Origin of the sequence: Alteraquisediminimonas sediminicola (assembly GCF_019740335.1) — a bacterium.
In the GTDB taxonomy this organism is placed as follows: Bacteria; Pseudomonadota; Alphaproteobacteria; order Sphingomonadales; family Sphingomonadaceae; genus Alteraquisediminimonas; species Alteraquisediminimonas sediminicola.
The window spans coordinates 502,527-525,324 of the sequence record NZ_JAHXZS010000001.1 but is presented as its reverse complement, the minus strand read 5'-3'; the positions used below and the strand labels follow the sequence as shown (position 1 = coordinate 525,324).

Below are 22,798 nucleotides of genomic sequence, written 5' to 3'. Positions count from 1 at the left end.
GACGTGAAGGGTTCTGCCGATCCGTGAACGGGTTGGCGGAACCCTTTTGTGTTTCATGCCATGCCACCTTCGTCATTCCCGCGCAGGCGGGAATCCAGATAGGGCGGACCAACACGGGGCGCGCGCCCTTCGATCCGATGGCGTTTCTGGATTCCCGCCTGCGCGGGAATGACGAAAGGGAGGATGCGGTCGTGGGATTTCCTATCTTTGTCATGCTGAATCAAGTTCAGCATGACGAGAGGGTGAGGGAAGGCGTACAGGCAATTTTCGTCCACCGGTGCCGCAGATTTCGGCGGTTGGCGGGGTCTTGGTCCGGTCCGATCTGCGATAGGGCTGGACAAGCGGTTGACGTCACCGCAAATGCTTCCTAAAGGGGCGGCGCTTGGCGGCGGCATGCGCTGGCTTTGGCCTTGTCCCGGTGGTGTGATCCTTTTCGGATTCGCGCCGACAGGAAAAGGAGCAAGGCCATGGCGGATGAAGCCGGACAGGATCAGGGAGGCGAGGGGGATCAGCGTCTGTCATCGTTGGAAAAACGGTTACAGGACACCCATCACGCCGAAGCGATCAGAACAGGCAAGGCCACGCAAACGCCCAGCAAGGGATATTCCCAGGGCAATCGCGTACTTGCGGAACTGATCGGTGGTCTTGTTGGCGGGGCGATCATTGGCTGGTCGATTGACAGCCTGTTCGATACCGGTCCGTGGGCGCTGTTGGTCATGATGATGCTCGGCATCGCGGCGGCCTTCAGGAATATTATCAGGATTTCGCAGGAGCATCCGGAGTGATTCGGGCGCTCCTTGTGTAGGCAGACACCAAGTTTTTAACGAGGGAAGATCAAGCGTGGCGGCAGAAGGCGGCAAAATTGATCCGATGCACCAGTTTCTGGTGGAACCGCTGTTTGGCAACAGTCTGACCCTTGGTGGGTACAACATTGCCTTTACGAACAGCGCATTGTGGATGGTGCTCACTTTGGTCGCCATCTGGGTGTTCATGCTGGGCGGCATGAAGCGCGAGCTGGTGCCGGGCCGTTGGCAGGCAGCCGTGGAAGGCGCTTCGTCGTTTATCTCGAACATGGTGCATGCGAACATCGGGCCGGAAGGCAAGAAGTTCACGCCCTATATCTTCTCTTTGTTCATGTTCATCCTCGTGGCGAACGTGCTGGGCATGATGCCGGTCGGGATCGTCCCGAATGTGCATCCGTTCACCGTCACCAGCCACATTACGGTGACGGGCGTGCTCGCGATCGTCAGCTTCTCAATGGTGCTGATCGTCGGTTTCGCCCGCCATGGCCTGCATTTCTTCTCGCTGTTCGTGCCGCATGGCACGCCTGCGTTGATGCTGCCGCTGATCGTGCCGATTGAACTCATCTCGTTCCTGATCCGTCCGTTCAGCCTTGGTCTGCGTCTTTTCGTCGCGATGACCGCCGGGCATATCTTGATGAAGGTGCTGGCCGGGTTCGTGATCGGTGGTTTGAACGCAGAGGCCGCTTGGGTGGCCCCGGTTGTCGGTTTGCCGGTGTTCGTGCTGATGGTCGGCATTTCGGTGCTCGAACTGCTGGTCTGCGCGATCCAGGCTTATGTGTTTGCCTTGTTGACCTCGCTCTATCTGAACGATGCGGTCAATTTGCACTAAGAGTTACGTTTCACTTATTACCCCCATCTGAATTACAACGAAGGAGTTTAATCATGGACGCAGAAGCAGCAAAGTTCATCGGTGCCGGTATCGCCGCAGTTGGCGTCAGCATCGCTGCCCTCGGTGTGGGCAACGTGTTCGGTTCTTTCCTCGAAGGCGCACTGCGCAATCCGGCTGCCGCTGATGGCCAGCAGGGTCGCCTGTTCATCGGTTTCGCCGCAGCCGAACTTCTCGGTCTGCTGGCGTTCGTTATCGCGATGATCCTGCTTTTCGTCGCCTAATATCCGGTCTGCCGATGTGGGGGTGGCGACATCTCCGCATCGGCGGTTCCTCCGGGGGGACTATGCCCCGGGATGAATAATTTCAGAGAGCGGCAATGCCTCAATTAGACCAAATCCTTGGAACCTATGCCTCGCAGATCTTTTGGCTGCTGGTGGTATTCGGGACTATTTATCTGCTGATCGGCAAGGGCATGTTGCCCAAGGTTGAACAAACGATCGATGCCCGCGACCGTCGCATTGCCGAAGACCTTGCTGCGGCCGAACTTGCGCGGGTGGCTGCGGCTGATTCCGAACATGGTTGGCAGGACGCGTTGGAAGCTGGCCGTAACGAAGCCGTGCGGACAACCCAGACGGCCAAGGATGCGGCGGCCAAGGCCAGCGCGATCCGCCTAGCGGACGTGGATGCCGCCCTTCATGCCAAGCTTGCCGAAGGTGAAGCTGCCGTACAAAAGGCGCTCGCATCGGCACAGGCTGATCTCGAATCCGTGGGCGCGGAATTGACGGGCGATCTTGTCGCGCGTTTGTCCGGCGCTACGATTACAGATGCCAAAATTAGCAAGTCAGTAAAGGCGGTGATGGGCAATGCTTAATCCTGTAACCGTTGAAAACCAGCAGGCTGCTGTGGCTGCCCCGGTTGCCGGTGCGCCAGTCGCTGGTGTAGACGTCGAAGCGGCCAATGCTGCTGAAGCTACACATGCGGTGACGGAAGTTGCCGGTGAAGAACATCATGTCGATCCGACCGGCCTTGGCCTTGATGCCACCCAATGGGTGTCGTTGGCGATGCTGGCGGTGATCGCCATCATGGTCTGGAAAAAAGTCCCGGCGATGATCGCATCTGGCCTTGACGCCAAGATTGCGGGCATTCGTGAGCATCTGGATGCGGCGGCAAAGTTGCGTCTCGATGCCGAAGGGCTGAAGGCGGAATATCAGGCCCGCGCTGCACAGGCCATCATCGACGCCGATGCCATCCGTGCACAGGCCAAGCTTGATGCCGATGCACTGACCGCGCAGGCCAAGGTCGATGCGGAGGCACTGATTGTGCGCCGCACCCGCATGGCCGAAGACAAAATTGCCGCCGCCGAACGCGCTGCCATCGCCGAAGTCCGCGCCAAGGTTGCTGATATCGCGGTGCGTGCCGCGACCCAGCTGATCGCCGAAAATCATGGCGCGACCAATGATAAGCCGCTGGTCGAAGGGACCATCGACGGTATTGGTAACGCGTCGCTCAACAGCTGATCTTATCAGTTTTAGCGATATAAAAAGGCCCGGCCACCTGATAGGTGCCGGGCCTTTTTGCGTCTGGGCGCCTTGTCGGTTTTAGCGGCTTATTTCTTGAGCCAGAGATAGACCGAAATGGCGATCCCGGCGGCAAGGCCGATCAGAAAGCCGATGACAGGCTCGCCAAAACGGCCCGCAATGACGGCACCACCGATGGAGCCGATGGCAATGAAGACACCGCCCGCCTTAGGTGATGACGGGCGATTGGGGGCGTTGGTCATGATGGCGGTCTCGCTTTGATGTTGCCCCGGTTTCGATGCGAATCCCGGTGCGTTGGGATTGCTCCTAAAGGCTTGCAAGCGGTGGGGGAAGCCTTGGCAAAGCGGTGGATGGCGCTGGGTTTCAGACGATGATGTTATGACAGCGTCAAATGCGCGCTCGCCGATGAGCCCGCAGCATCTGATATTGGCAGTGTAAAGGCCAGAAAATGCGACAATGAACGATAATCGGGCATGGTAGGTTCAGAATTTCGGCGCTAGTAACATTGCATGGATTTTGTTCGTCACCCCCGGCAGGCGACCATTGCACTTGCGTGGATGTCGATGGCCCTTCCGGGATCGGCGATGGCGCAGGAATATGCGCAGGTGGCTGGGCCAGCGACTGAAGCGCCTGTTGCGCAGATACCTTCCTCTCAGACCATATCGGGCAGTGATGATCTGCTCGATCCGTTAAGCCCGCTTGATCCGATGCCGGACATGGATGTGGCCTGGCCCGACATTGCCGATATTGCGACGCCCGATCCCACACCGATCGAAATGGGCGGGACGATGATACCGCCTGCTGAACCGGGTACGCCCATTGAGGCGCAGCCAGCGCCGATACCGATACCTCAGGAGTCCGTTGCCTCAGAATCGCCCCCCCCAGAGGCTGTGTCGGAGGTTCACGAAGCGCGTTACGCGGTTGAACTCAATGGGGTTGAGGGGCTGGCGGCGGAGGGCTTGCAGGTCCGCTTCAAATCATTGTCGTTGTTGCATCAATATGCTTCCGACACCGCGAATGTGGCGCAGATCGACCGGCGCGCGCGCGAAGATGCGGTGATGTTGCAGCAATTGCTGCAATCCTATGGCTATTATGATGCTGAGATTGCGACCGAATTGGGGGCCAATATTGGCGGACGCATCACGGTGTCGCTGATTGCGACGCCGGGGCCGCTATATCATTTTTCCTCGGTCGAACTGGTGGGCCTTGATGAAGAGGATCCCAAGCTGCGTTCGGCGATACGTAATTTCGGCATCAAGTCCGGCGATGCAGTCGATGCCAATCGGCTGGAGACTGCGCTGGCGCAGTTGAAGACGGCGCTGGGGCGCAATGGTTATGTCTTTGCCGAGGTCAAAGAGTCGGATGTCGAGATCGACCATGCCGATGCGGTCGGCACGATGAAGATCACGATCAATGATGGCGGCAAACACCATATCGGGCAGATCATCATTAAGGGCCGTAAATTGTTCAGCGCGCGCCATATTGGCCGGATTGCTCGCTTCAAGGCGGGTGATACCTATGATGCGGCGGATATGGAAGATTTGCGGCGGGCATTGATCGCGACCGGGCTGGTGTCCACTTCCGTGATCACGCCGGTGAAGGCTGCGGATGGCGAGCATGTCGATATCGAGGTGGCGCTGGAACAAGCGCCGCTACGGACAATTGCGGGCGAAGTCGGTTATGGCTCGGGCGAAGGGCTGCGCGCCGAAGTCAGTTGGCAGCATCGCAATTTGTTGCCGCCGGAAGGGGCTGTCACCTTTCGCGGGGTTGCGGGTACGCAGGAGCAATTATTGGGGGCGACGCTGCGGCGCGGGAATTTCGGACGCCGCGACCGGGTGCTGACCGGCAATGTCATCGCCAGCAATGTCGACCGTGCCGCCTATCGTGCGAAATCAATCGTGCTAGGGGCCGGAATCGAACGTCAGACCAATATCGTCTGGCAAAAGAAATGGACATGGTCTTACGGGGCCGATTTCATTGCCTCGGATGAAACCGATAGCAATGTCGATACGGGCGTCGATCGTCGCCGCACGTTCATGATCGCTTCTTTGCCATTGTCTTTGGCCTATGATGGGTCGAATGATCTGCTTGATCCGACCAACGGTTTTCGCCTGTCCGGGCGCGTCACGCCGGAATTATCATTCCGTAATCAGCGTACCGCCTATGCGCGGGTGCAGGTGGATAGCAGCGCCTATGTGCCGGTCGCTGATCGGGTGGTGATGGCAGGTCGGGTTCGACTGGGCATCATCACCGGTGCAGGGCGGGCAGAATTGGCCCCGTCACGGCGTTTTTATGCGGGTGGCGGGGGCTCGATCCGAGGCTTTGGCTATCAGGAAATCGGCCCGCGCGATGTGTTTAACGATCCGGTGGGCGGGCGCAGTCTTGCCGAATTCGCGATTGAGGCGCGGATTCGTTTCGGCAACTTCGGGGTCGTTCCATTTCTCGATGGCGGCAATCTCTATGCAGCGGGCCTGCCGACGTTCAAAGACCTGCGTTATGGGGCGGGCATCGGGGTGCGCTATCACACCAGCTTTGGCCCGATCCGCGTCGATGTCGGGACGCCGCTCAAACGCCGTGTCGGTGAAAACCGGATTGGCGTTTATGTCTCGCTTGGCCAGGCCTTTTGACGATGACGGACACGCCCGACATGATCGAGGAAACGGAAGTCGTGATCGCGGCGACCGCGCCACGGCGTCACCGCTGGCCAAGGCGGGTGTTTCTTGCTGGCTTGGCGGTGATATTGTTGGCGGTGGCCGCATTGGCGGCGCTCGATACCGATATCGGTCATCGCTTTATTGCGAGGCAGATTGCGGCGCAGCGACCATCTTCAGGCCTGCGGATCGAGATTGGCCGGATCGATGGGTCGATCTGGCGACAGATGACCTTGCGGGATCTGCGTTTTAGCGATCCCAAGGGCCGTTTTCTGACGATTTCGGCGGCGGAAGTCGCGTGGCAGCCCTTGGCATGGTTCAACAACCGCCTACAGATCAACCGGCTGATTATTCCCGATCTCGCACTTGATCGGCTGCCGAAACTCAAGCCATCGGCCAAAAAGACGCCGTTGCTGCCGAGCTTCGACATTGTTGCGCGCGACATACGCATCCAACGGGCGAGAATTGGCGCGGCGATTGCGGGCAAGCCACAAGTGGCGCGGGTAGAAGGCGCGTTATCGGCGCGTAGCGGTGAATTGCGGGTGGAACTCGATGCGAGCAGCAGCGCCCGCGATGTCGCCCGTATTCGGGTGGAGGCCGTGCCGGATGACAATCGCTTTGATGCGTCTGTCCGTGTGGAGGCCCCAACGGGCGGGGTGATCGGGCCATTGCTTGGCACCAAAAGGCCATTTTCGGCGCGGATCGAAGGCGAGGGCGACTGGCAGCATTGGCGCGGCGCGGCGCATGCGGAAATGGAGAAGGTCGAGCTGATCGATCTCGCGCTGGCCAATAATGAGGGACGGTTCGATCTGAACGGCACACTTGCGCCGAGCCGTTTTTTAAAGGGCAAGCTGATGCGCCTGTCCGCCCCGACGATTGCGGTGGCGGGAACGGCGCAGCTTGAAAATCGCAAGCTGCGGGGTGCGATCGGCCTGAAGAGCGGGGCGCTCAATCTGCGGGCGCAAGGGGCGCTCGATCTGGGGCGCAATCGGTTTGAACAGGTCGAAATGCGGGCGCATTTGCTGAAAGCTCCCGCCTTGTTTCCCAATATGACGGGGCGCAATATCGCGCTTGTTGCGCGGTTTGACGGGGCGTTTGAAACGGCCAGCTTTGATTATCTGCTGACCGCGCCCTTTGTCGCCTTTGATACCACCGGCTTTGAAAATGTGCGGATTACCGGCAAGGGGCATTTGTCCGCCAGCCCGGTCATCTTGCCCGTCAATATGACCTCGTCGCGGGTAACCGGCGCGGGTGATGTGGTGGGGGGCATTCTCCAGAATCTCAGTGTTAATGGCGCAGTCAAAGTGACGGCGAAGCTGCTCACGGGTGAGAAATTGGCGCTGCGTTCGGATAAGCTCAATGGCGACCTTGCACTGGTGATCGATCTGGTGACGGGCAAGTTCGATGTGTCGATCAACGCCGGGATGCAACGTTATCTGATCCCCGGCCTCGGCCTTGTCGATGTGATGACCGAATTGACCGTGGTCCCCGGCCCGGATGGCAAGGGGTCGCAGGTCGGCGGGCGCGGGCGGGCGTGGATCAGGCGGTTCGACAATGATTTCTTGCGCGGCCTTGCAGGCGGGTTGCCGGTCATCGATACGCGATTGGCGCGCGGGCGTGATGGGATCATCCATTTTATCGACCTGAAACTGACCGCGCCGACATTGACGATGCAAGGCACGGGTTTCAGACGGCGCGACGGCACCTTCTTTTTTGAAGGCAAGGGCGTGCAGGGCCAATATGGTGCCTTCGATATCCTGCTGGATGGCCGGATAGATCGGCCAAGGCTGGACTTGTTGTTCGCCTCGCCCAACCCCTCTTTGCGGATCAGGCAGATGCGCCTGCTGCTCGATCCTTCGGCGGCGGGCTATGATTGGCGGGCCGAGGGCCAGTCGATGTTCGGTCCGTTCCAGGGGCAGGGCCAGATCTTGATGACGCCGGGTGTGGATACGCGCATCGCGGTGGCGCAGTTGTTGGTATCGGGGACCAATATGGGCGGGGTGCTGACCTCGCGCACCGGTGGATTCGATGGGCGGCTTGACCTGAGTGGCGGCGGGATCAGCGGGCAATTGTCCTTCTCCCCGGTCGATGGCGTGCAGCAGATCAAGGCGCGTCTGCGCCTGCGCAACGCCAAGGTAGAGGGCGCGACTCCGATCATGGTCCGCGCGGCACAGGTCGATGGCAGTATCTTGCTCGATCCTGCGGGCACGAGCATCAACGCGACGATTGGCGCGACCGGCCTTCAGCGCGGGCCGATTTCGCTCGCCCGCTTTGCCGGGAATTTCGCGTTGCAGGGCGGGGCCGGTACGATCAAATCGAGCTTTGCCGGGGCGCGTGGGCGTAGTTTCGAAATCCAGTCGGTGGCAGAGATTACCCCTGACCGCTGGCAGATTGCCGCACAGGGCAGTGTCGATCGCAAGCCGATCCGATTGGTCGATGAGGCGGTGCTGACGCGCACAGATGATGGCTGGCAGCTCTCGCCGACCGCCTTGGAATTTGCCGGTGGGCGCGCGCGCGTGTCCGGGCTGTTTGGCGATGGCCGGGTGTCGGTCGATGCCGATCTGCAACGCTTGCCATTGACCATCGCGGATATTCTTCAGCCGCAATTGGGCCTTGGCGGGATTGCGACCGGCAGGCTCCATTATGTCCATCCGGGCAAAGGGCGCGGCACGCCGCAGGCTGACCTCTACCTCAAGATCAAGGGGCTGACGCGTTCGGGCCTGATCCTTTCTTCTCGCCCGGTCGATGCCGGGGTGAATATCGCGCTGCGTGATCATGCGTTGTCTGCCCGCGCCCTGATCGCGACACAGGATGGCAAGGTGATCGGTCGCGCCCAAGGGCGGATTGCACCATTGGGCGGGCAGGGGACATTGATGGACCGGCTGGCGGCGGCACCATTGTTCGCGCAGCTGCGTTATGACGGGGCGGCGGATACGTTGTGGCGGATGATCGGGGTCGAGACGATCGATCTGTCCGGCCCGGTCGCCATCGGCGCGGATGTGACCGGTACGGCGGCCAATCCGATCATCCGTGGGTCGATGCGGTCAACCAAGATGCGGTTGGAAAGCGCCGTGACGGGTGCGGTAATCGACAATATCGAAGCGACCGGACGGTTCGATGGCTCGCGCTTGCTGATCAATCAATTCCAAGGCGGGATGAAGCACGGGGGCAAGGTTGCAGGCAGTGCGACCTTCGATATTTCCGCCGAGCGCGGGGTCGGTATGGATATTCGCGCCGATCTGAAAAATGCCGAACTGGTTGATCGCGACGATCTGGGGGCCATTGTTTCGGGGCCGCTCACGATCAAATCTGATGGCCGTACCGGCGTGATTGGCGGAAAATTGGTGCTGGAACGCAGTCGTTATCGTCTCGGACGAGCGGCAGCCAGTTCCATTCCGACGATCAATGTGCGCGAGATCAATGGCGAGACGCGTGCGGCGACGACCAGTAATGCCGGGCCGCATACTGTCTGGCGTTATGACCTGGATGCCAAGGCGCGTAACCAGATGATGGTGACGGGTCTTGGGTTGGATAGCGAATGGCAGGCCAATCTCCATATTGGCGGCGCGGTGTTGAACCCGGAAATCATCGGGAGCGCGTCGCTGGTGCGCGGCGGTTATGAATTTGCGGGCCGCCGGTTCGACCTTGATCGTGGCGAGATCAGATTTACCGGCGATGTCCCTCCCGATCCGGTGCTGGATATTTCGGCGCTGGCGAATGTGTCTGGATTGAATGCGACGATCCGCGTGACCGGGACGGGATTGCGGCCCGATATCAGCTTCACCAGTATTCCTGCGCTGCCGGAAGATGAGTTGCTGGCGCGGTTGTTGTTCGGGACGTCGATCACCAATTTGTCCGCGCCAGAGGCTGTGCAATTGGCGGCGGCGGTGGCGGCGCTCAATTCGCCGGGCGGGGGGCTGAACCCGATCAATTTCGTCCGCAAGGCGACGGGGCTGGATCGGCTGCGGATTTTGCCGGCAGATGTGGCGACTGGCATCGGGACATCGGTGGCGGCGGGCAAATATATTGGCCGCCGGACCTATGTCGAGGTGATCTCGGATGGCGCAGGCTATAGCGCGACGCGGGTGGAGTTCCAGATCACCCGCTGGCTGTCATTGCTGTCCTCGGTATCGACGATTGGCCGCCAGAGCGTGAACGTGCGGGTGTCGAAGGATTATTGATCAAGACTTGGTCTGTCATATCTTGGCGATGATAAAAAAGGGGCCCGGCATGATACCGGACCCCTTTTTGGTCTGTGATCGGGCAGGCGGCTTATTTCGCCGTCAGCTTGATGCCGATATAACGCGGCTGGCTGGGGCCGCGTTGCAGCAGCAGCAAGACGCTGGGTCGATTGGCCTTGCGGGCCGCATCGACGACCGCCCATGCCGCATCGGCACTGGCGACCGGGCGCTGGTTGATCGAGAGAATGATATCCCCGCGTTGCAGCCCCTGTGCGGCGGCATCGCTATTGGGATCGACGGCGGCAATCACCAGCCCCTTGGTCGTGGCAGGCACGCGGAGTTGCTGGGCGATTTGCGGCGTCATCAATTGCAGGCTGAGGCCGGTCGAGGCTTGCAACGCCTTGGGCCCTGCGGCTGTGCTGGGGGCGGTTGCCGTGCCATCATCATTGCCATCGCCTTCAAAATTGGCGGCCAGCTTGTCTTCCGACGGGCGTTCACCGACAATCGCTGTCACGGCCTTGCGTTCGCCACCGCGCAATAATTCGATCGGCACCTTGGTCCCGACCGGCAGATTGGCGACGATGAATGACAGGGTTTCATCCGGGGTGACGGTACGGCCATTGACGGTGAGGATGACATCGCCTTGCTGGATGCCCGCCTTGGCAGCGGCCTGACCGGGGACGACCTGTTGGACGATTTCGCCCTGATTTTTGGGCAGGCCAAGCGATTGCGCGATATCTTCGGTCATCGGCTGAATACCGACGCCGAGATAGCCGCGCCGCACCTTGCCTGCGCCCATCAATTGATCGATGACCGGCTTGGCCTGTTCAGCCGGGATAGCGAAGCCGATGCCGACATTGCCGCCGGTCGGTGAGAAGATCAGCGTGTTGATCCCGATGACATTGCCGTTCAGATCGAACATCGGCCCGCCGGAATTACCCTGATTGATCGAGGCATCGGTTTGGATATAGCGGTCATAGGCGCCGCCCTGGCCGGTATTGCGGTGCAAAGCCGAAACGATGCCCGCCGTGACCGTGCCACCCAGTCCATAAGGATTGCCGATGGCCACCACCCAATCGCCGACGCGGGTGCGGGTGGAATCCCCGAACTGCACGAACGGCAAATTCTTGGCTTCGATCTTGAGCAAGGCCAGATCGGATACCGGATCGCGGCCGATGACCTTGGCCACATATTCCTTGCGGTCGGGCAGGGTGACGGTGATCGACGAGATGGTGACGTTGTTCCGCGCGCCTTCCGCCCCGCCAGAGATGACGTGATTGTTGGTCACGATATAGCCATCGGCGGAAATGATGAAGCCGGAGCCGAGCGAGGTCGCCTCCCGCGTGACGGGGTTGCCATTGGGCGCATTATTATTCGGCGCGATGCCGGGGAACATGTCTTCAAATGGAGAGCCGGCAAACGGATTGAACCCGCCTGTATTGACCTCTACTTTTTGCGTGGTGGAGATGTTGACGACGGCTGGCTGCAATTTGCTGACCAGATCGGCAAAGCTGACAGGGGCGCCGGGACGTGGCGTCATGGCGGCATTCACCGCACCTGACGCGTTCTGCGCGACCTGCGCCCCAACCGGCAGTTGGGACGTCATCGTCGCCACTGCGCCGCCTGCGAGCAGCGCGGCCGTAATGCCATAGGCGTAACGCACGATCCTTGTTCTCCTGTCTAGACCCTTGGGACCGATGTTTCGATCCTAGGGGGAGTTTGGTCAAGTCAGTCTGAACTGAAATTGAACGCGGTGATAACAAATTAACATCGACTATTGCTGGCGATCCGGGGTTTTAGCGTCGGCCCCGGAACTCCCTGAGATAGGCATTGTCCGGTGACAGCAGGATTGAGGACGATCCCTTCTCGTTATTCGTGCCGTCATTGACGAACGTATAACGATAGCTCTGCATCGCCCGATAAAATTCATAAAAATCCGCATCCTTGCCATAGGCATCGGCATAGGTTTTGGCGGCGGCTGCATCTGCATCGGCCTGAATGATCTGGGCCTGTTTCATACCTTGGGCGCGGATGGTGAGCGCCTGTTGCTGACGCGCGGTGCGCATCCGATCAAAGGCGGATTCAAGTGTCGCGCCTTCCGGCAGATCGGCGCGCTTGATGCGGACATCGATGATCACCGCGCCATATTGGCGGGCGACGCGGTCAAGCCCGGCGCGAATGTTGCGCATCACCGTGCCGCGTTCCGGGCTGAGCAAGGCCGCGAACGGACGCTTGCCCAATTCGTTGCGCAGGGCCGAACCGAGGATCGGCTTCAATTGTTCGGACACGCGTTCCGAACTGCCCGCCGAAATATACATGCGCAGCGGATCGACGATGCGATACCGGGCAAAGGCATCGACCTGCAACCGCAATTGATCGGTGGACAGCACCTGTTGCCGCTCCATCGAGATCGACAGCACGCGCTTGTCGATCCAGACGATCTGTTCGGCGAACGGGATGCGCGCGACGATCCCTGCGCCGGTCTGGCCATAGGCTTCGGTCGGTTTGTAACGGTTGATGATCCGCACCGGTTCGCCAAAGCGCACAACAACGCCCTGACTTGTTTCCGGCACCACCGTGAAGATATTGCCGAGCAACAGCAACGCGCCGATAGCACCGATCACATAAGGGATCGGATTACTGGAAATGCGATCAATCATCGAACCACCTCCGTCCCGGTGGCGGGCCGGGCGCGTTTGCCTAGTTCCGGCAAGGGCAGATAGGTGGTGACGTTATTGGCCTCGACCACGATCTTGTCAGTCTTGGACAGCACGGCCTCCATTGTATCATAATACATGCGCTTGCGCGTTACCTCTGGGGCAAGGCGATATTGTGCATAGACCTTGTCGAACGCCGCCGCTTCGCCCTGTGCGCGGGCCGTGACCTGCTGGGCATAGGCATTGGCCCGGTTGACCGAGCTTTGCGCCTCTTGCTGCGCGGCGGACACGTCCTTGAACGCTTCGATCGTCTTGGCGGGCGGATCGGCCTGTTTGATCGCGATGCCCTGCACGCGGATGCCTGATTTATAATTGTCGAGGATCGCCTGCATCATCGAGGCGACCTCTTGTTCGATCTGGCCGCGCTGGGCGCCCATGGCTTGATCGAGGGTCACACTGGAGATCACGGCGCGCATCGCGCTTTCCGAGACTTCGCTGATGGTGGTTTCCGGTTCGGCCAGCGCGAATTGGAACAGTTCCGGATCGCGGATGTTCCAGCGCACCGAATAGGCAAGATCGACGATATTCTGGTCGCCGGTCAGGATCAGCCGTTCGGAATCGCCCGAACCACCGATGTCGATGGTGCGGATTTCTTCGACGTCGAGCTTTTCGACCGAATCGATGGGGGCGGGGAATGACAGGTTGATGCCCGGCTTCATCGTGCCGACATAGCTGCCGAAACGCGTGAGAATGCCGCGTTCCTGCGGCCCGATGCGGTGGACGCTGGTGAGCAATATCCAACTGAGCAAAATCGCAGCAATCGCCCAAAGCCATAATGGCTGGCCACCGACCATGCCCGGGCCTTGATGACCGCCGCCGCCGCCGCCGCCAAGGCGATCGCGCAGCCAATGGATGAGTTGATCAAGTGCGGAAGAACCACCCTGACCCGCAGGGTGGCGATGCCGTTTGCCAGCAGGCGGCATCTGCCAAGGCTGGCGGGGACCATCATCGCCACCGTGATCGCCTCCCTGACCGCTGCTTTGGTCCTTCGGCCCGCTGCCCCATGGGCCGCCAGCCATTTCTAATGCCCCGTTTTTCGCTGTGTCAGCTTCTTTTCGCATCGTCATGGGATCATATATAGAGGGCATATCAGGGAAAAACAGTGCCAGAACGCAGACAAATTGTTTATGGGCCTTTGCATGACTGAAACGACCCCTGAAATCATCGCCGAACTGACGGCGGCACTCGACCAGATTATCGACCCGATTACATCCAAGGGCCTTGTGGCAGCGGGCCGCGCCGCGCCGCCGCGTCTGGCCGATGGCCGCGCTGGCGTGATTCTTGATGTGACCGGATTGAACGCGGAAAGCCGCACGGCGCTAGAAGCGCAAATCAAGGAAAAGCTTGGCGCGTTTGCGGGCGTTGCCGAGGTGCGGGTGGCGATGACATCGTCCAAGGGCGCGGCGGGCGCGGTGAAGCGCGCCAAATTGATCGCGGTGGCCAGTGGTAAGGGCGGTGTCGGCAAATCGACTGTGTCGGCCAATCTAGCGGTCGCGCTGGCACGGCTCGGGGCGAAGGTCGGGGTGATCGATGCCGATATTTACGGGCCAAGCCAGCCGCGCCTGTTGGGGATCGAAGGCATTCGCCCCACCACCAAGGATAATAAATTGGAGCCGGTGGCATCGCCTTATGGCGTGTCTTTGTTGTCGATGGGGCAGATCGTCAAGGACGGGCAGGCAATGGCATGGCGCGGGCCGATGGCGAGCAATGCGCTGGGTCAATTGGTCGATGGTGCATGGGGCGATATGGATTATCTGATCGTCGATATGCCGCCGGGGACCGGTGATGTGCAATTGTCGATGGTGCAAAAGCATAAGCCCGATGGTGTGGTGATCGTTTCCACTCCGCAGGATATTGCCTTGATGGATGCGACCCGCGCCATCGACCTGTTCAATACCGCCCATGTCCCGATTATCGGGCTGATCGAGAATATGGCGGGCTATCAATGCCCGCATTGCGGCGAAGTGTCCGATCCGTTCGGCCATGGCGGGGCAGAGGCTGCGGCAAAGGTGTGCGGCATACCGTTCCTTGGGCGGGTGCCGCTTGAACTGTCGATCCGGATGGCGAGCGATGCGGGCGAACCGCCTGCCGCATCCTCGGATGAGCCGCATTTTGCCGCGCTCGCGGCCAAGATCGCCAATTGGGAGCCAAAGCCATGATTTTAGAACGCGATGAAGATATTGCGCGCTTGTTGTGCTCGGTCCGCACGATTGCCCTTGTCGGCGCATCGGAGAAGGAAGACCGCGCCAGCAACCGGGTGATGAAGTATCTACTGGCCCATGGCTACACTGTTTGGCCGGTGAACCCGCAATTGGTAGGCCGCGTGATCCATGGGCAGACGGTCTATGCGACACTGACCGATCTGCCGGACAAGCCGGATATGGTCGATATTTTCCGCAATAGCGAGGCCGCAGGCGCAGTCACTGATGAGGCGATTGCCGTCGGTGCAAAGTCGGTGTGGATGCAGCTTGAGATCATCAATCAGGCAGCGGCAGAACGCGCAGTGGCGGCAGGGCTTGATGTGGTGATGAACCGCTGCCCCAAGATCGAGATTGCTTGCCATAATGTGCCTGCCATCATCTGACCTTTGATCTGCATATAAGATTGGCGATTTCGGGGCCGGGAATATTTCCATCCGGTACGAATTCGCTTTAAGGAAACAACATGAAACGTACGACCGGACAGAATCGCGCCATCACCAAGACATGGCGTCCCGCTACCCAAGCCATTCGCGGCGGCACGGTCCGCACCGAATTTGGCGAAACATCCGAGGCGTTGTTCCTCACCTCCGGCTATAGCTATGACTGCGCCGAGGATGTGGCCGCGCGCTTTGCCGGTGAACAGGCGGGCATGACCTATAGCCGCCTCCAGAATCCGACGGTCGAGATGCTGGAAGAGCGCATCGCCCTGATGGAAGGGGCCGAGGCATGCCGCGCACAGGCGACTGGCATGGCGGCGATGACGACGGCGTTGCTCTGTCAATTGAGCGCGGGCGATCATGTCGTTGCGGCGCGGGCGGCCTTCGGGTCCTGCCGCTGGTTGACGGACAGTCTGTTGCCGCGCTTCGGCATTACCTCCACCACCATCGATTCCCGCGACAATGATGCGTGGAAGGCCGCGATCCAGCCGAATACCAAGGTGTTCTTCTTTGAAACGCCCGCCAATCCGACGATGGACATTGTTGACATTGAATATGTCTGCACGCTCGCGAAATCGCACGGTATCACCACGGTGGTGGACAATGCGTTTTGCTCGTCCGTGATCCAGCGTCCGATGGATTTCGGCGCGGATGTCGTCGCTTATTCCGCGACCAAGCTGATGGACGGGCAGGGGCGCGTGCTTGCCGGTGCGGTGTGCGGCACGGAAAAATGGATCAACGAGACCTTGTTGCCTTTCCAGCGCAACACCGGCCCTAACCTTGCGCCATTCAATGCATGGGTGGTGTTAAAGGGGCTGGAAACGCTGGAATTGCGCGCGATGCGCCAGTCTGAAAATGCGTTGGCCGTCGGCAAGTTCATGGAAGGCCGTGTGCCGACGATCTTGCACCCCGGTCTGGAAAGCCATCCGCAATATGCGCTGGCGAAAAAGCAGATGAAGGCCTGTGGCCCGATCTTCTCGTTCATTCTGGATGGCGGTCGGCGTCAGGCGCATGATTTGTTGAACGCGCTCGAACTGATCGACATTTCGAATAATATTGGTGACTCGCGCAGCCTGATGACCCATCCTGCATCCACCACCCATCATAATATGGGTGCGGAGGCGCGTGAAGCCATGGGAATCGGCGAAGGTATGTTGCGAATCAATGTCGGGTTGGAAGATCCGCTGGACCTGATCGACGATCTTGATCGGGCGCTGCGGAAGGTCGGCCTTTGATGGAGGCATTCTTCCCCCATGCGGCGACGACGCGGGGGGTGACCGTGCGGGTCGCCGTCACATTCCTGCCGGAACAATCGGACCCGGAAAATGGGCGCTGGTTCTGGTCATATCATATCCGTCTGGAAAATAACGGGCCGCAGACCGTGCAGTTGATGACCCGCCATTGGGTGATCATCGACGGGCGCGGCGCGACCAATGATGTGCAGGGCGATGGCGTGGTGGGGGATCAGCCGATCATCCGCCCCGGCGCGTCTTATGATTATGTGTCGGGTTGTCCGCTGACGACCTCGACCGGGGCGATGCATGGCAGTTTCGGCATGGTGTGCGATGATGGATCGTCATTCGATGCGGAAATTCCTTCTTTTGCGTTGAATGGGCCGGTGAGCGCCCGATGAAGCGGACGCATCTTCCCTTGAATGGCCTGCGCGTATTTGACGCGGCGGCCCGGCATTTGTCATTCACCCGCGCGGCGGATGAACTGGCGGTGACGCCTGCCGCCGTGGGGCAGCAGATCAGGGCGCTGGAAGATACGTTGGGCGTGGTGTTGTTCCGTCGCACGACCAAGGGGCTGGAACTCACGTCCGAGGCAGAGGCCGGTTTGGCGGCGCTGCGGGCCGGGTTCCTGCAATTTGAAGAGGCGGTGCGCGCCATGCAGGTGCAGCAATCGTCCAAGATGCTGACCATCGCCGCGCCGCGCGATGTCAGCGCCAAATGGCTGTTGCCGCGACTGGCGGCTTATGCGGCCAATGACCCGGAATTGCGCCTGCATCTGGTGGATGCCGATGAAGGTGTGGATTTTACTCAGGCCAATATCGATCTGGCGGTGATCCATGCGGAATCGCCCGGCGATCATGAAGGCGTGGCGTTGGATGACGGCATGCTGGTGCGGATCGGCGCGGGGCCTATGATCAGCTGGCCGGGCAACCCGGATGCGGAGGCTGTTTTTTCGGTCGGCAATGCGGGCGCGGCAATCGATGCGGCCATGGCCGGATTGGGCGAGGCTTTGGTGCCGAAATTCCTGCTGAATGATGTGGCAATGGGCGAAAGCGTGCCGGGCAATGGCAATCGCTATTGGCTCGTCGCACCGTTGCCGCAATGGCGGCAGAAAAAGGTCAAGGCGCTCGTCGCCGCCCTTACAGGTGGCGAGCATTAAAGGCGTCGCCGCCCTTACAGGTGGCGAGCATTAAAGGCGTCGCCGCCCTTACAGGTGGCGAACACTAAGGCTTAACGGCGTTGACGGGCGGGGCGTAATTTAGCCTCGTTCCCCGAACAATGCGGTGCCGATCCGCACCTGCGTGGAACCGAGCAAAACCGCCGTTTCATAATCGCCCGACATGCCCATCGACAATTGCGTCAGGTTATGGCGCTTGGCCAGTTCCACCAGCAGGGCGAAGAATGGCGCGGCTTCGATGTCCGCAGGAGGTACGGCCATCAGGCCGACAATGTTCAGTCCCGCCTGTTGGCATTGATCGAGCAGGGCCGGGAGTTCGGCGACCGCGCAGCCGCCCTTTTGTTCTTCATTGCCGATATTGACCTGCACGAAAAAGGGCAGTTGGCGACCCGTTTCGGCCATCGCCTTGCCCAAGGCCGTTACCAGCGACGGACGATCCACGCTGTGGATGACATCGAACAATTCGACCGCATCCTTGGCCTTGTTGCTTTGCAATTGGCCGATCAGGTGGAGCGTGATGTCCGGGAACTCTTGCTTTAACGCGGGCCATTTGCCCTGCGCCTCTTGCACCCGGTTTTCGCCAAAGTCGCGCAGGCCCGCCAATAACAACGGGCGGATCGCATCCGCCTCATGGGTTTTCGACACGGCGATCAATGTCGTGCTGCCGGATTTTCGGCCCGCCAGTCGTTCTTGATGGCGGATGGCAGAGGTCACGGCGTCGATGCGCGTGCGGGCGGCGGCAATGGCTTCCGGTTCGGTCATAGGGGGTGCTATAGGTCGCGTCATGTCGCTGCGCCAGACCCCTAAAGCAAAATCCCTGCCTGATATTTGGCTGATGACCGATCCCCGTTTGGGGGCGGACCTTGTGGGCGTGGTGGCGCGATTGCCCAAAGGGGCGGGTGTGATTTTCCGCCATTATGAATTGCCGCGCGTTGAGCGTTGTGCGTTGTTCGATGCGGTCAGGCGTGTGTGTCGTCGCCAGCGCCGGTTGTTGCTGCTCGCCGGATCGCCGCGCGAGGCGCAGGCTTGGGGGGCGGATGGCTTTCATGGCCGGGTAGGGCGCAGGCTTGGCCCCCATCAAATACACAGTGCGCCGGTCCATAATGTGCCGGAAATACGCGCGGCTGAGGCACTGGGCGCGGACTGCCTGTTATTATCCCCGATATTCGCCACGCGCTCCCATCCCGGTGGCGCGGCCTTGGGGCGGCTGCGGTTCGGGTTGTTGCGGCGGCAGACGCAGCTACCGGTTTATGCGCTGGGGGGGGTGAACAAAATCCGAGCGCATAGCCTTGCCGGGTTCAAGATCACCGGTTGGGCAGGGATCGACGCTCTTAGCTAACAAGGGGCGCAGTCTGCAACTACGCCCCTTATTGATCCATCAGGTCGCAAGTTCCGCCGCATCCACCGGGGTCATGCGGATCAGATGATCAAAGGCGGACAGGCCTGCCTTGGCCCCTTCGCCCATCGCGATCACGATCTGCTTATATGGCACGGTCGTCGCATCGCCTGCCGCGAATATGCCGGGGATGGAGGTTGTGCCACGGGCGTCCACTTCGATCTCGCCACGCGGGCTAAGCGCGATGGAGCCTTTCAGCCATTCGGTGTTCGGCACCAGCCCGATCTGGACGAAAATGCCTTCCAGATCGATGCGGTGGATCTCATCACTATTGCGATCCTGATAGCTTAAACCTTCTACCCGCTCGCCATCGCCATGCACTTCGGTGGTGAGCGCCGAGGTGATGACGTTGACATTGGGCAGGCTGTTGAGCTTGCGCTGCAACACCGCATCGGCGCGCAATTGGCTGTCGAATTCGATCAAGGTCACATGGGCGACGATCCCGGCCAGATCGATGGCCGCTTCGACCCCGCTATTGCCGCCGCCGATCACCGCCACGCGCTTGCCCTTGAACAACGGGCCATCGCAATGCGGGCAATAGGCCACGCCCTTGTTGCGATATTCGTCTTCGCCCGGCACGCCCATCTGCCGCCAGCGCGCGCCGGTGGACAGGATCACGGTCTTGGCCTTGACCGATGCACCGCTTTCCAGCTTGATCTCGTGCAGCCCATCCGGATTACTGGCGGGGATCAGGGCGGTGGCGCGTTGCAGATTCATGATGTCGACATCATAATCGCGGACATGCGCCTCCAACTGGCTGGCGAGCTTTGGCCCTTCGGTATGGCTGACCGAGATGAAATTCTCGATCCCCATCGTGTCCAGCACCTGCCCGCCAAAGCGTTCGGCCAAGACGCCGGTGCGGATGCCCTTGCGTGCGGTGTAAATCGCGGAGGCTGCACCCGCCGGGCCGCCGCCGACGACCAGCACGTCGAAGGCTGGCTTGGCGTTGATTTCTTCCGCCGCCCGCGCCACCGCGCCTGTATCGAGCTTGGCCACGATCTGGGCGAGATCCATCCGGCCTTGACCCCATGGTTCGCCATTCAGGTAAATCGACGGCACGGCCATGACCTTGCGTTCAGTGACCTCGTCCTGAAACAAGGCCCCATCAATCGCGAAATGGGTGATGCGGGGGTTGAGCACGCTCATCAGATTGAGCGCCTGCACCACATCGGGGCAGCTCTGGCAGGACAAAGAGAAATAGGTTTCGAAATGATAATCGCCGTCCAGCGCGCGGACCTGATCCTGCAACGCCTGCGGTTCTTTCGACGGATGGCCGCCGACCTGCAACAAGGCGAGCACCAGCGAGGTGAATTCATGGCCCATCGGAATGCCGGCGAACTGCACGGCCACATCGGTCCCGACGCGGCGGATTTCAAAGCTCGGCTTGCGGGTGGCGGTGCCATTGTCGCGCAGGCTGACCTTATCGGACAGGGCGGCGATTTCGGCCACCAATTCGGCCAGTTCCTTGGCCTTGGGGCTGTCATCAAGGCTTGTCACCAGCTCAATCGGCTGGGTGATGTTGCCCAGATATGCTTGCAATTGCTGCTTCAGATTATCATCGAGCATGGGGGAGTTCCTTGGGGCATTCTAGGGGTTGGCGGGAAGGGCGCAGGCCAAGTCTTGACGCTGCCCCCTCCCACCGCCCCAAGGCACCCCGACTTTAAAGTCGGGATGCCGGGTACGCATTCAATACAATGATCTGGATTAGATCTTGCCGACGAGGTCGAGCGACGGGGCGAGCGTCTTTTCGCCTTCCTGCCACTTGGCCGGGCAAACTTCACCCGGGTGCGATGCGACATATTGTGCGGCCTTGACCTTGCGGAGCAGTTCCGATGCATCGCGGCCAATGCCACCGGCGTTGACTTCGACGATCTGGATCTTGCCTTCAGGATCGACAACGAAGGTGCCACGGTCGGCAAGACCAGCAGCTTCGATCATCACGTCGAAATTGCGGGTGATCGTGCCGGTCGGATCACCGATCATCGTATAGGCGATCTTGCTGATCGCGGGCGAGGTGTCGTGCCATGCCTTGTGCGAGAAATGGGTGTCGGTCGACACGGCATAGATTTCAACGCCGAGCTTCTGGAATTCGGCATAATTATCGGCAAGGTCTTCCAGTTCGGTCGGGCACACAAAGGTGAAATCCGCCGGGTAGAAGAAGAACACGGACCATTTGCCCTTCACGCTGGCATCGGTGACGTCGATGAACTGGCCGTTTTTGAAGGCCTTGGCGCTGAACGGCTTGATCTCGGTGTTGATGAGGGACATGAATTCCATCCTTATCTTTCAAAGCGGTGGCGGGATCGCCTGGAGAGGCAAATAGGCGATGGTTGCTGATCGATCAAGTTGGATTATCTTTCAACTGTGATCGATAAAAGCGATTAATAAAAAAGGGGGGCGGCAATATCTGCCCCCCCCCCTTTTTTTGACAGATACAGCGCTTATGAAATAGCGCTGGCCGGATCGACATAGCCAAGGCCAAGGGCATGGGCGACCGGGGCGCAGGTGATCGCGCCATTCCAGACATTCAGCCCGGCAAGCAGATTATGATCCCGCGCAAGCGCCGCTTTCCAGCCATGATTGGCGATGGCGATGGCATGCGGCAACACCGCATTGTTGAGCGCATAGGTCGAGGTGCGGGCCACCGCGCCCGGCATGTTGGCGACGCAATAATGGACGATGTTATCGACGATATAGGTTGGTTCGGCATGGGTGGTCGCGTGGGATGTTTCAAAACAACCGCCCTGATCGATGGCGACATCGACTAGCACCGCGCCCGGCTTCATCGTGGCGAGCATGTCTTTCGTCACCAATCGCGGTGCGGCTGCACCGGGGACAAGCACCGCGCCGATGACGAGATCCGCGTCGATGATCGCCTTGGCCAGATTGGCATGGCTGGAAAACAGGGTGCGGGCCGCGCCTTTGAAATGGCTGTCGAGCCGTTCCAGCACATCCGGGCTGCGATCGAGGATCGTCACATCCGCGCCCATGCCGACGGCCATCATCGCCGCGTTGAAGCCGACCACGCCGCCGCCGATGATCACGACATTGGCAGGCAAGACGCCCGGCACGCCGCCCAGTAACACGCCGCGCCCGCCATTGGCCTTTTCAAGCGCGGTTGCGCCCGCCTGAATCGACATGCGTCCGGCGACTTGGCTCATCGGTTTCAACAAGGGTAGGCCGCCCTGATTGTCCGTGACGGTTTCATACGCGATGCAGGTTGCGCCGCTGGTGATGAGGTCGCGGGTTTGTTCCGGGTCCGGCGCGAGGTGGAGATAGGTGAACAGGATCTGCCCCTTACGCAGCATCGCGCGTTCGACGGCCTGTGGTTCCTTGACCTTCACCACCATCTCGGCACGGGCAAAGACATCGGCGGCAGTGGCGGCGATGTCTGCACCGGCCAGCGCATAGGCGTTGTCGCTAGCGCCAATTCCTGCGCCTGCATTTGTCTCGACAATGACCTGATGGCCATGTGCGGTCAGTTCCTGCACGCTTTCTGGTGTCAGGCCGACCCGATATTCGTGATTCTTGATTTCGCGTACGGTGCCAATGATCATCTGTAAGCCCCTTAAGTGTTGCAGGTGAATGATGACCTTGGCTGGCAAGCAGTTGTGTTTTGTTTTGCGCCGCTTGCAG

22 protein-coding genes are annotated in these 22,798 nt (G+C 60.1%); 13 read left to right on the top strand and 9 right to left on the bottom strand.

Features of this window, described 5'->3' with window-relative positions; all coding sequences use genetic code 11:
• Positions 1-53: 53 nt before the first annotated feature.
• Positions 54-233: a hypothetical protein gene (locus K6117_RS02595; protein ID WP_221792184.1), complete on the bottom strand. Its 180-nt coding sequence runs from the start codon at positions 231-233 to the stop codon at positions 54-56.
• A 234-nt stretch (positions 234-467) separates the two neighbouring features.
• Between K6117_RS02595 and K6117_RS02590 the strand changes: the two genes are divergently transcribed.
• From K6117_RS02590 to K6117_RS02570, 5 genes are all read left to right on the top strand, one after another.
• Positions 468-785, top strand: coding sequence for an AtpZ/AtpI family protein (locus K6117_RS02590; RefSeq protein WP_221792183.1), 318 nt, complete (start codon positions 468-470; stop codon positions 783-785).
• 55 nt (positions 786-840) lie between these two features.
• Complete coding sequence (locus K6117_RS02585) at positions 841-1,632, top strand: F0F1 ATP synthase subunit A (RefSeq protein ID WP_221792182.1); 792 nt, start codon at positions 841-843, stop codon at positions 1,630-1,632.
• 53 nt (positions 1,633-1,685) lie between these two features.
• A complete protein-coding gene (locus K6117_RS02580) occupies positions 1,686-1,913 on the top strand; it encodes a F0F1 ATP synthase subunit C (protein ID WP_221792181.1) in 228 nt (75 codons plus the stop codon).
• Positions 1,914-2,008: 95 nt separating this feature from the next.
• Complete coding sequence (locus K6117_RS02575) at positions 2,009-2,503, top strand: F0F1 ATP synthase subunit B family protein (RefSeq protein WP_221792180.1); 495 nt, start codon at positions 2,009-2,011, stop codon at positions 2,501-2,503.
• Entirely contained in the window at positions 2,496-3,149 is a 654-nt protein-coding gene (locus K6117_RS02570; protein ID WP_221792179.1) for a F0F1 ATP synthase subunit B family protein, read from the top strand. The genes K6117_RS02575 and K6117_RS02570 overlap by 8 nt, the downstream gene beginning before the upstream one ends.
• 89 nt (positions 3,150-3,238) lie before the next feature.
• On the opposite strand, the gene K6117_RS02565 is transcribed toward K6117_RS02570, so the two are convergent.
• Positions 3,239-3,412, bottom strand: coding sequence for a hypothetical protein (locus K6117_RS02565; protein ID WP_221792178.1), 174 nt, complete (start codon positions 3,410-3,412; stop codon positions 3,239-3,241).
• A 267-nt stretch (positions 3,413-3,679) separates the two neighbouring features.
• Here K6117_RS02565 and K6117_RS02560 point away from each other — a divergent pair, with 267 nt between their 5' ends.
• Both K6117_RS02560 and K6117_RS02555 read left to right on the top strand, forming a co-directional pair.
• Positions 3,680-5,797 (top strand): autotransporter assembly complex protein TamA, encoded by a 2,118-nt coding sequence (locus K6117_RS02560; RefSeq protein WP_246604772.1) that lies wholly within the window; start codon positions 3,680-3,682, stop codon positions 5,795-5,797.
• 2 nt (positions 5,798-5,799) lie between these two features.
• Entirely contained in the window at positions 5,800-10,002 is a 4,203-nt protein-coding gene (locus K6117_RS02555) for a translocation/assembly module TamB domain-containing protein (protein ID WP_221792177.1), read from the top strand.
• Positions 10,003-10,093: 91 nt separating this feature from the next.
• Here the strand turns inward: K6117_RS02555 and K6117_RS02550 are convergent, their stop codons facing one another.
• The 3 genes from K6117_RS02550 to hflK all read right to left on the bottom strand — a co-directional run bounded on the left by K6117_RS02550 (position 10,094) and on the right by hflK (position 13,738).
• Entirely contained in the window at positions 10,094-11,665 is a 1,572-nt protein-coding gene (locus K6117_RS02550; RefSeq protein WP_221792176.1) for a Do family serine endopeptidase, read from the bottom strand.
• A 133-nt stretch (positions 11,666-11,798) separates the two neighbouring features.
• The gene (gene hflC, locus K6117_RS02545; RefSeq protein ID WP_425514683.1) at positions 11,799-12,659 is read right to left on the bottom strand and encodes a protease modulator HflC; all 861 of its coding nucleotides are present in this window, start codon (positions 12,657-12,659) and stop codon (positions 11,799-11,801) included.
• Positions 12,659-13,738, bottom strand: coding sequence for a protease modulator HflK (gene hflK / locus K6117_RS02540; RefSeq protein WP_221792174.1), 1,080 nt, complete (start codon positions 13,736-13,738; stop codon positions 12,659-12,661). The genes hflC and hflK overlap by 1 nt, the downstream gene beginning before the upstream one ends.
• 120 nt (positions 13,739-13,858) lie before the next feature.
• Between hflK and K6117_RS02535 the strand changes: the two genes are divergently transcribed.
• The 5 genes from K6117_RS02535 to K6117_RS02515 all read left to right on the top strand — a co-directional run bounded on the left by K6117_RS02535 (position 13,859) and on the right by K6117_RS02515 (position 17,748).
• Positions 13,859-14,878: an Mrp/NBP35 family ATP-binding protein gene (locus K6117_RS02535; protein ID WP_221792173.1), complete on the top strand. Its 1,020-nt coding sequence runs from the start codon at positions 13,859-13,861 to the stop codon at positions 14,876-14,878.
• On the top strand, positions 14,875-15,303 hold the full coding sequence (locus tag K6117_RS02530; protein ID WP_221792172.1) for a CoA-binding protein: 429 nt from the start codon (positions 14,875-14,877) through the stop codon (positions 15,301-15,303). The genes K6117_RS02535 and K6117_RS02530 overlap by 4 nt, the downstream gene beginning before the upstream one ends.
• An 80-nt stretch (positions 15,304-15,383) precedes the next feature.
• Positions 15,384-16,592 (top strand): trans-sulfuration enzyme family protein, encoded by a 1,209-nt coding sequence (locus tag K6117_RS02525; protein ID WP_221792171.1) that lies wholly within the window; start codon positions 15,384-15,386, stop codon positions 16,590-16,592.
• Entirely contained in the window at positions 16,592-16,990 is a 399-nt protein-coding gene (gene apaG, locus K6117_RS02520) for a Co2+/Mg2+ efflux protein ApaG (RefSeq protein ID WP_221792844.1), read from the top strand. The genes K6117_RS02525 and apaG overlap by 1 nt, the downstream gene beginning before the upstream one ends.
• A complete protein-coding gene (locus tag K6117_RS02515) occupies positions 16,987-17,748 on the top strand; it encodes a LysR family transcriptional regulator (RefSeq protein ID WP_221792170.1) in 762 nt (253 codons plus the stop codon). Before apaG ends, K6117_RS02515 begins: the two co-directional genes overlap by 4 nt.
• 99 nt (positions 17,749-17,847) lie before the next feature.
• Here the strand turns inward: K6117_RS02515 and K6117_RS02510 are convergent, their stop codons facing one another.
• Positions 17,848-18,528 (bottom strand): YggS family pyridoxal phosphate-dependent enzyme, encoded by a 681-nt coding sequence (locus tag K6117_RS02510; RefSeq protein ID WP_221792169.1) that lies wholly within the window; start codon positions 18,526-18,528, stop codon positions 17,848-17,850.
• Positions 18,529-18,601: 73 nt separating this feature from the next.
• On the opposite strand from K6117_RS02510, the gene K6117_RS02505 reads away from it, so the two are divergent.
• On the top strand, positions 18,602-19,105 hold the full coding sequence (locus tag K6117_RS02505; protein ID WP_246604771.1) for a thiamine phosphate synthase: 504 nt from the start codon (positions 18,602-18,604) through the stop codon (positions 19,103-19,105).
• Positions 19,106-19,144: 39 nt separating this feature from the next.
• Here the strand turns inward: K6117_RS02505 and ahpF are convergent, their stop codons facing one another.
• From ahpF to ald, 3 genes are all read right to left on the bottom strand, one after another.
• The gene (gene ahpF / locus K6117_RS02500) at positions 19,145-20,728 is read right to left on the bottom strand and encodes an alkyl hydroperoxide reductase subunit F (RefSeq protein ID WP_221792167.1); all 1,584 of its coding nucleotides are present in this window, start codon (positions 20,726-20,728) and stop codon (positions 19,145-19,147) included.
• 138 nt (positions 20,729-20,866) lie between these two features.
• On the bottom strand, positions 20,867-21,430 hold the full coding sequence (gene ahpC / locus K6117_RS02495; RefSeq protein ID WP_221792166.1) for an alkyl hydroperoxide reductase subunit C: 564 nt from the start codon (positions 21,428-21,430) through the stop codon (positions 20,867-20,869).
• 173 nt (positions 21,431-21,603) lie between these two features.
• Positions 21,604-22,719, bottom strand: coding sequence for an alanine dehydrogenase (gene ald / locus K6117_RS02490; protein ID WP_221792165.1), 1,116 nt, complete (start codon positions 22,717-22,719; stop codon positions 21,604-21,606).
• Positions 22,720-22,798: the final 79 nt, after the last annotated feature.

Coding starts and splice junctions, on each gene's coding strand:
- K6117_RS02530 (WP_221792172.1), top strand. CDS start 14,875: ATGATTTTAGAACGCGATGAAGATATTGCGCGCTTGTTGTGCTCGGTC.
- K6117_RS02580 (WP_221792181.1), top strand. CDS start 1,686: ATGGACGCAGAAGCAGCAAAGTTCATCGGTGCCGGTATCGCCGCAGTT.
- K6117_RS02525 (WP_221792171.1), top strand. CDS start 15,384: ATGAAACGTACGACCGGACAGAATCGCGCCATCACCAAGACATGGCGT.
- ahpC (WP_221792166.1), bottom strand. CDS start 21,430: ATGTCCCTCATCAACACCGAGATCAAGCCGTTCAGCGCCAAGGCCTTC.
- ahpF (WP_221792167.1), bottom strand. CDS start 20,728: ATGCTCGATGATAATCTGAAGCAGCAATTGCAAGCATATCTGGGCAAC.
- apaG (WP_221792844.1), top strand. CDS start 16,592: ATGGAGGCATTCTTCCCCCATGCGGCGACGACGCGGGGGGTGACCGTG.
- K6117_RS02535 (WP_221792173.1), top strand. CDS start 13,859: ATGACTGAAACGACCCCTGAAATCATCGCCGAACTGACGGCGGCACTC.
- K6117_RS02510 (WP_221792169.1), bottom strand. CDS start 18,528: ATGACCGAACCGGAAGCCATTGCCGCCGCCCGCACGCGCATCGACGCC.
- K6117_RS02590 (WP_221792183.1), top strand. CDS start 468: ATGGCGGATGAAGCCGGACAGGATCAGGGAGGCGAGGGGGATCAGCGT.
- K6117_RS02570 (WP_221792179.1), top strand. CDS start 2,496: ATGCTTAATCCTGTAACCGTTGAAAACCAGCAGGCTGCTGTGGCTGCC.
- K6117_RS02565 (WP_221792178.1), bottom strand. CDS start 3,412: ATGACCAACGCCCCCAATCGCCCGTCATCACCTAAGGCGGGCGGTGTC.
- K6117_RS02575 (WP_221792180.1), top strand. CDS start 2,009: ATGCCTCAATTAGACCAAATCCTTGGAACCTATGCCTCGCAGATCTTT.
- K6117_RS02560 (WP_246604772.1), top strand. CDS start 3,680: ATGGATTTTGTTCGTCACCCCCGGCAGGCGACCATTGCACTTGCGTGG.
- K6117_RS02515 (WP_221792170.1), top strand. CDS start 16,987: ATGAAGCGGACGCATCTTCCCTTGAATGGCCTGCGCGTATTTGACGCG.
- ald (WP_221792165.1), bottom strand. CDS start 22,719: ATGATCATTGGCACCGTACGCGAAATCAAGAATCACGAATATCGGGTC.
- hflK (WP_221792174.1), bottom strand. CDS start 13,738: ATGGCTGGCGGCCCATGGGGCAGCGGGCCGAAGGACCAAAGCAGCGGT.
- K6117_RS02505 (WP_246604771.1), top strand. CDS start 18,602: ATGACCGATCCCCGTTTGGGGGCGGACCTTGTGGGCGTGGTGGCGCGA.
- K6117_RS02555 (WP_221792177.1), top strand. CDS start 5,800: ATGACGGACACGCCCGACATGATCGAGGAAACGGAAGTCGTGATCGCG.
- K6117_RS02595 (WP_221792184.1), bottom strand. CDS start 233: ATGCTGAACTTGATTCAGCATGACAAAGATAGGAAATCCCACGACCGC.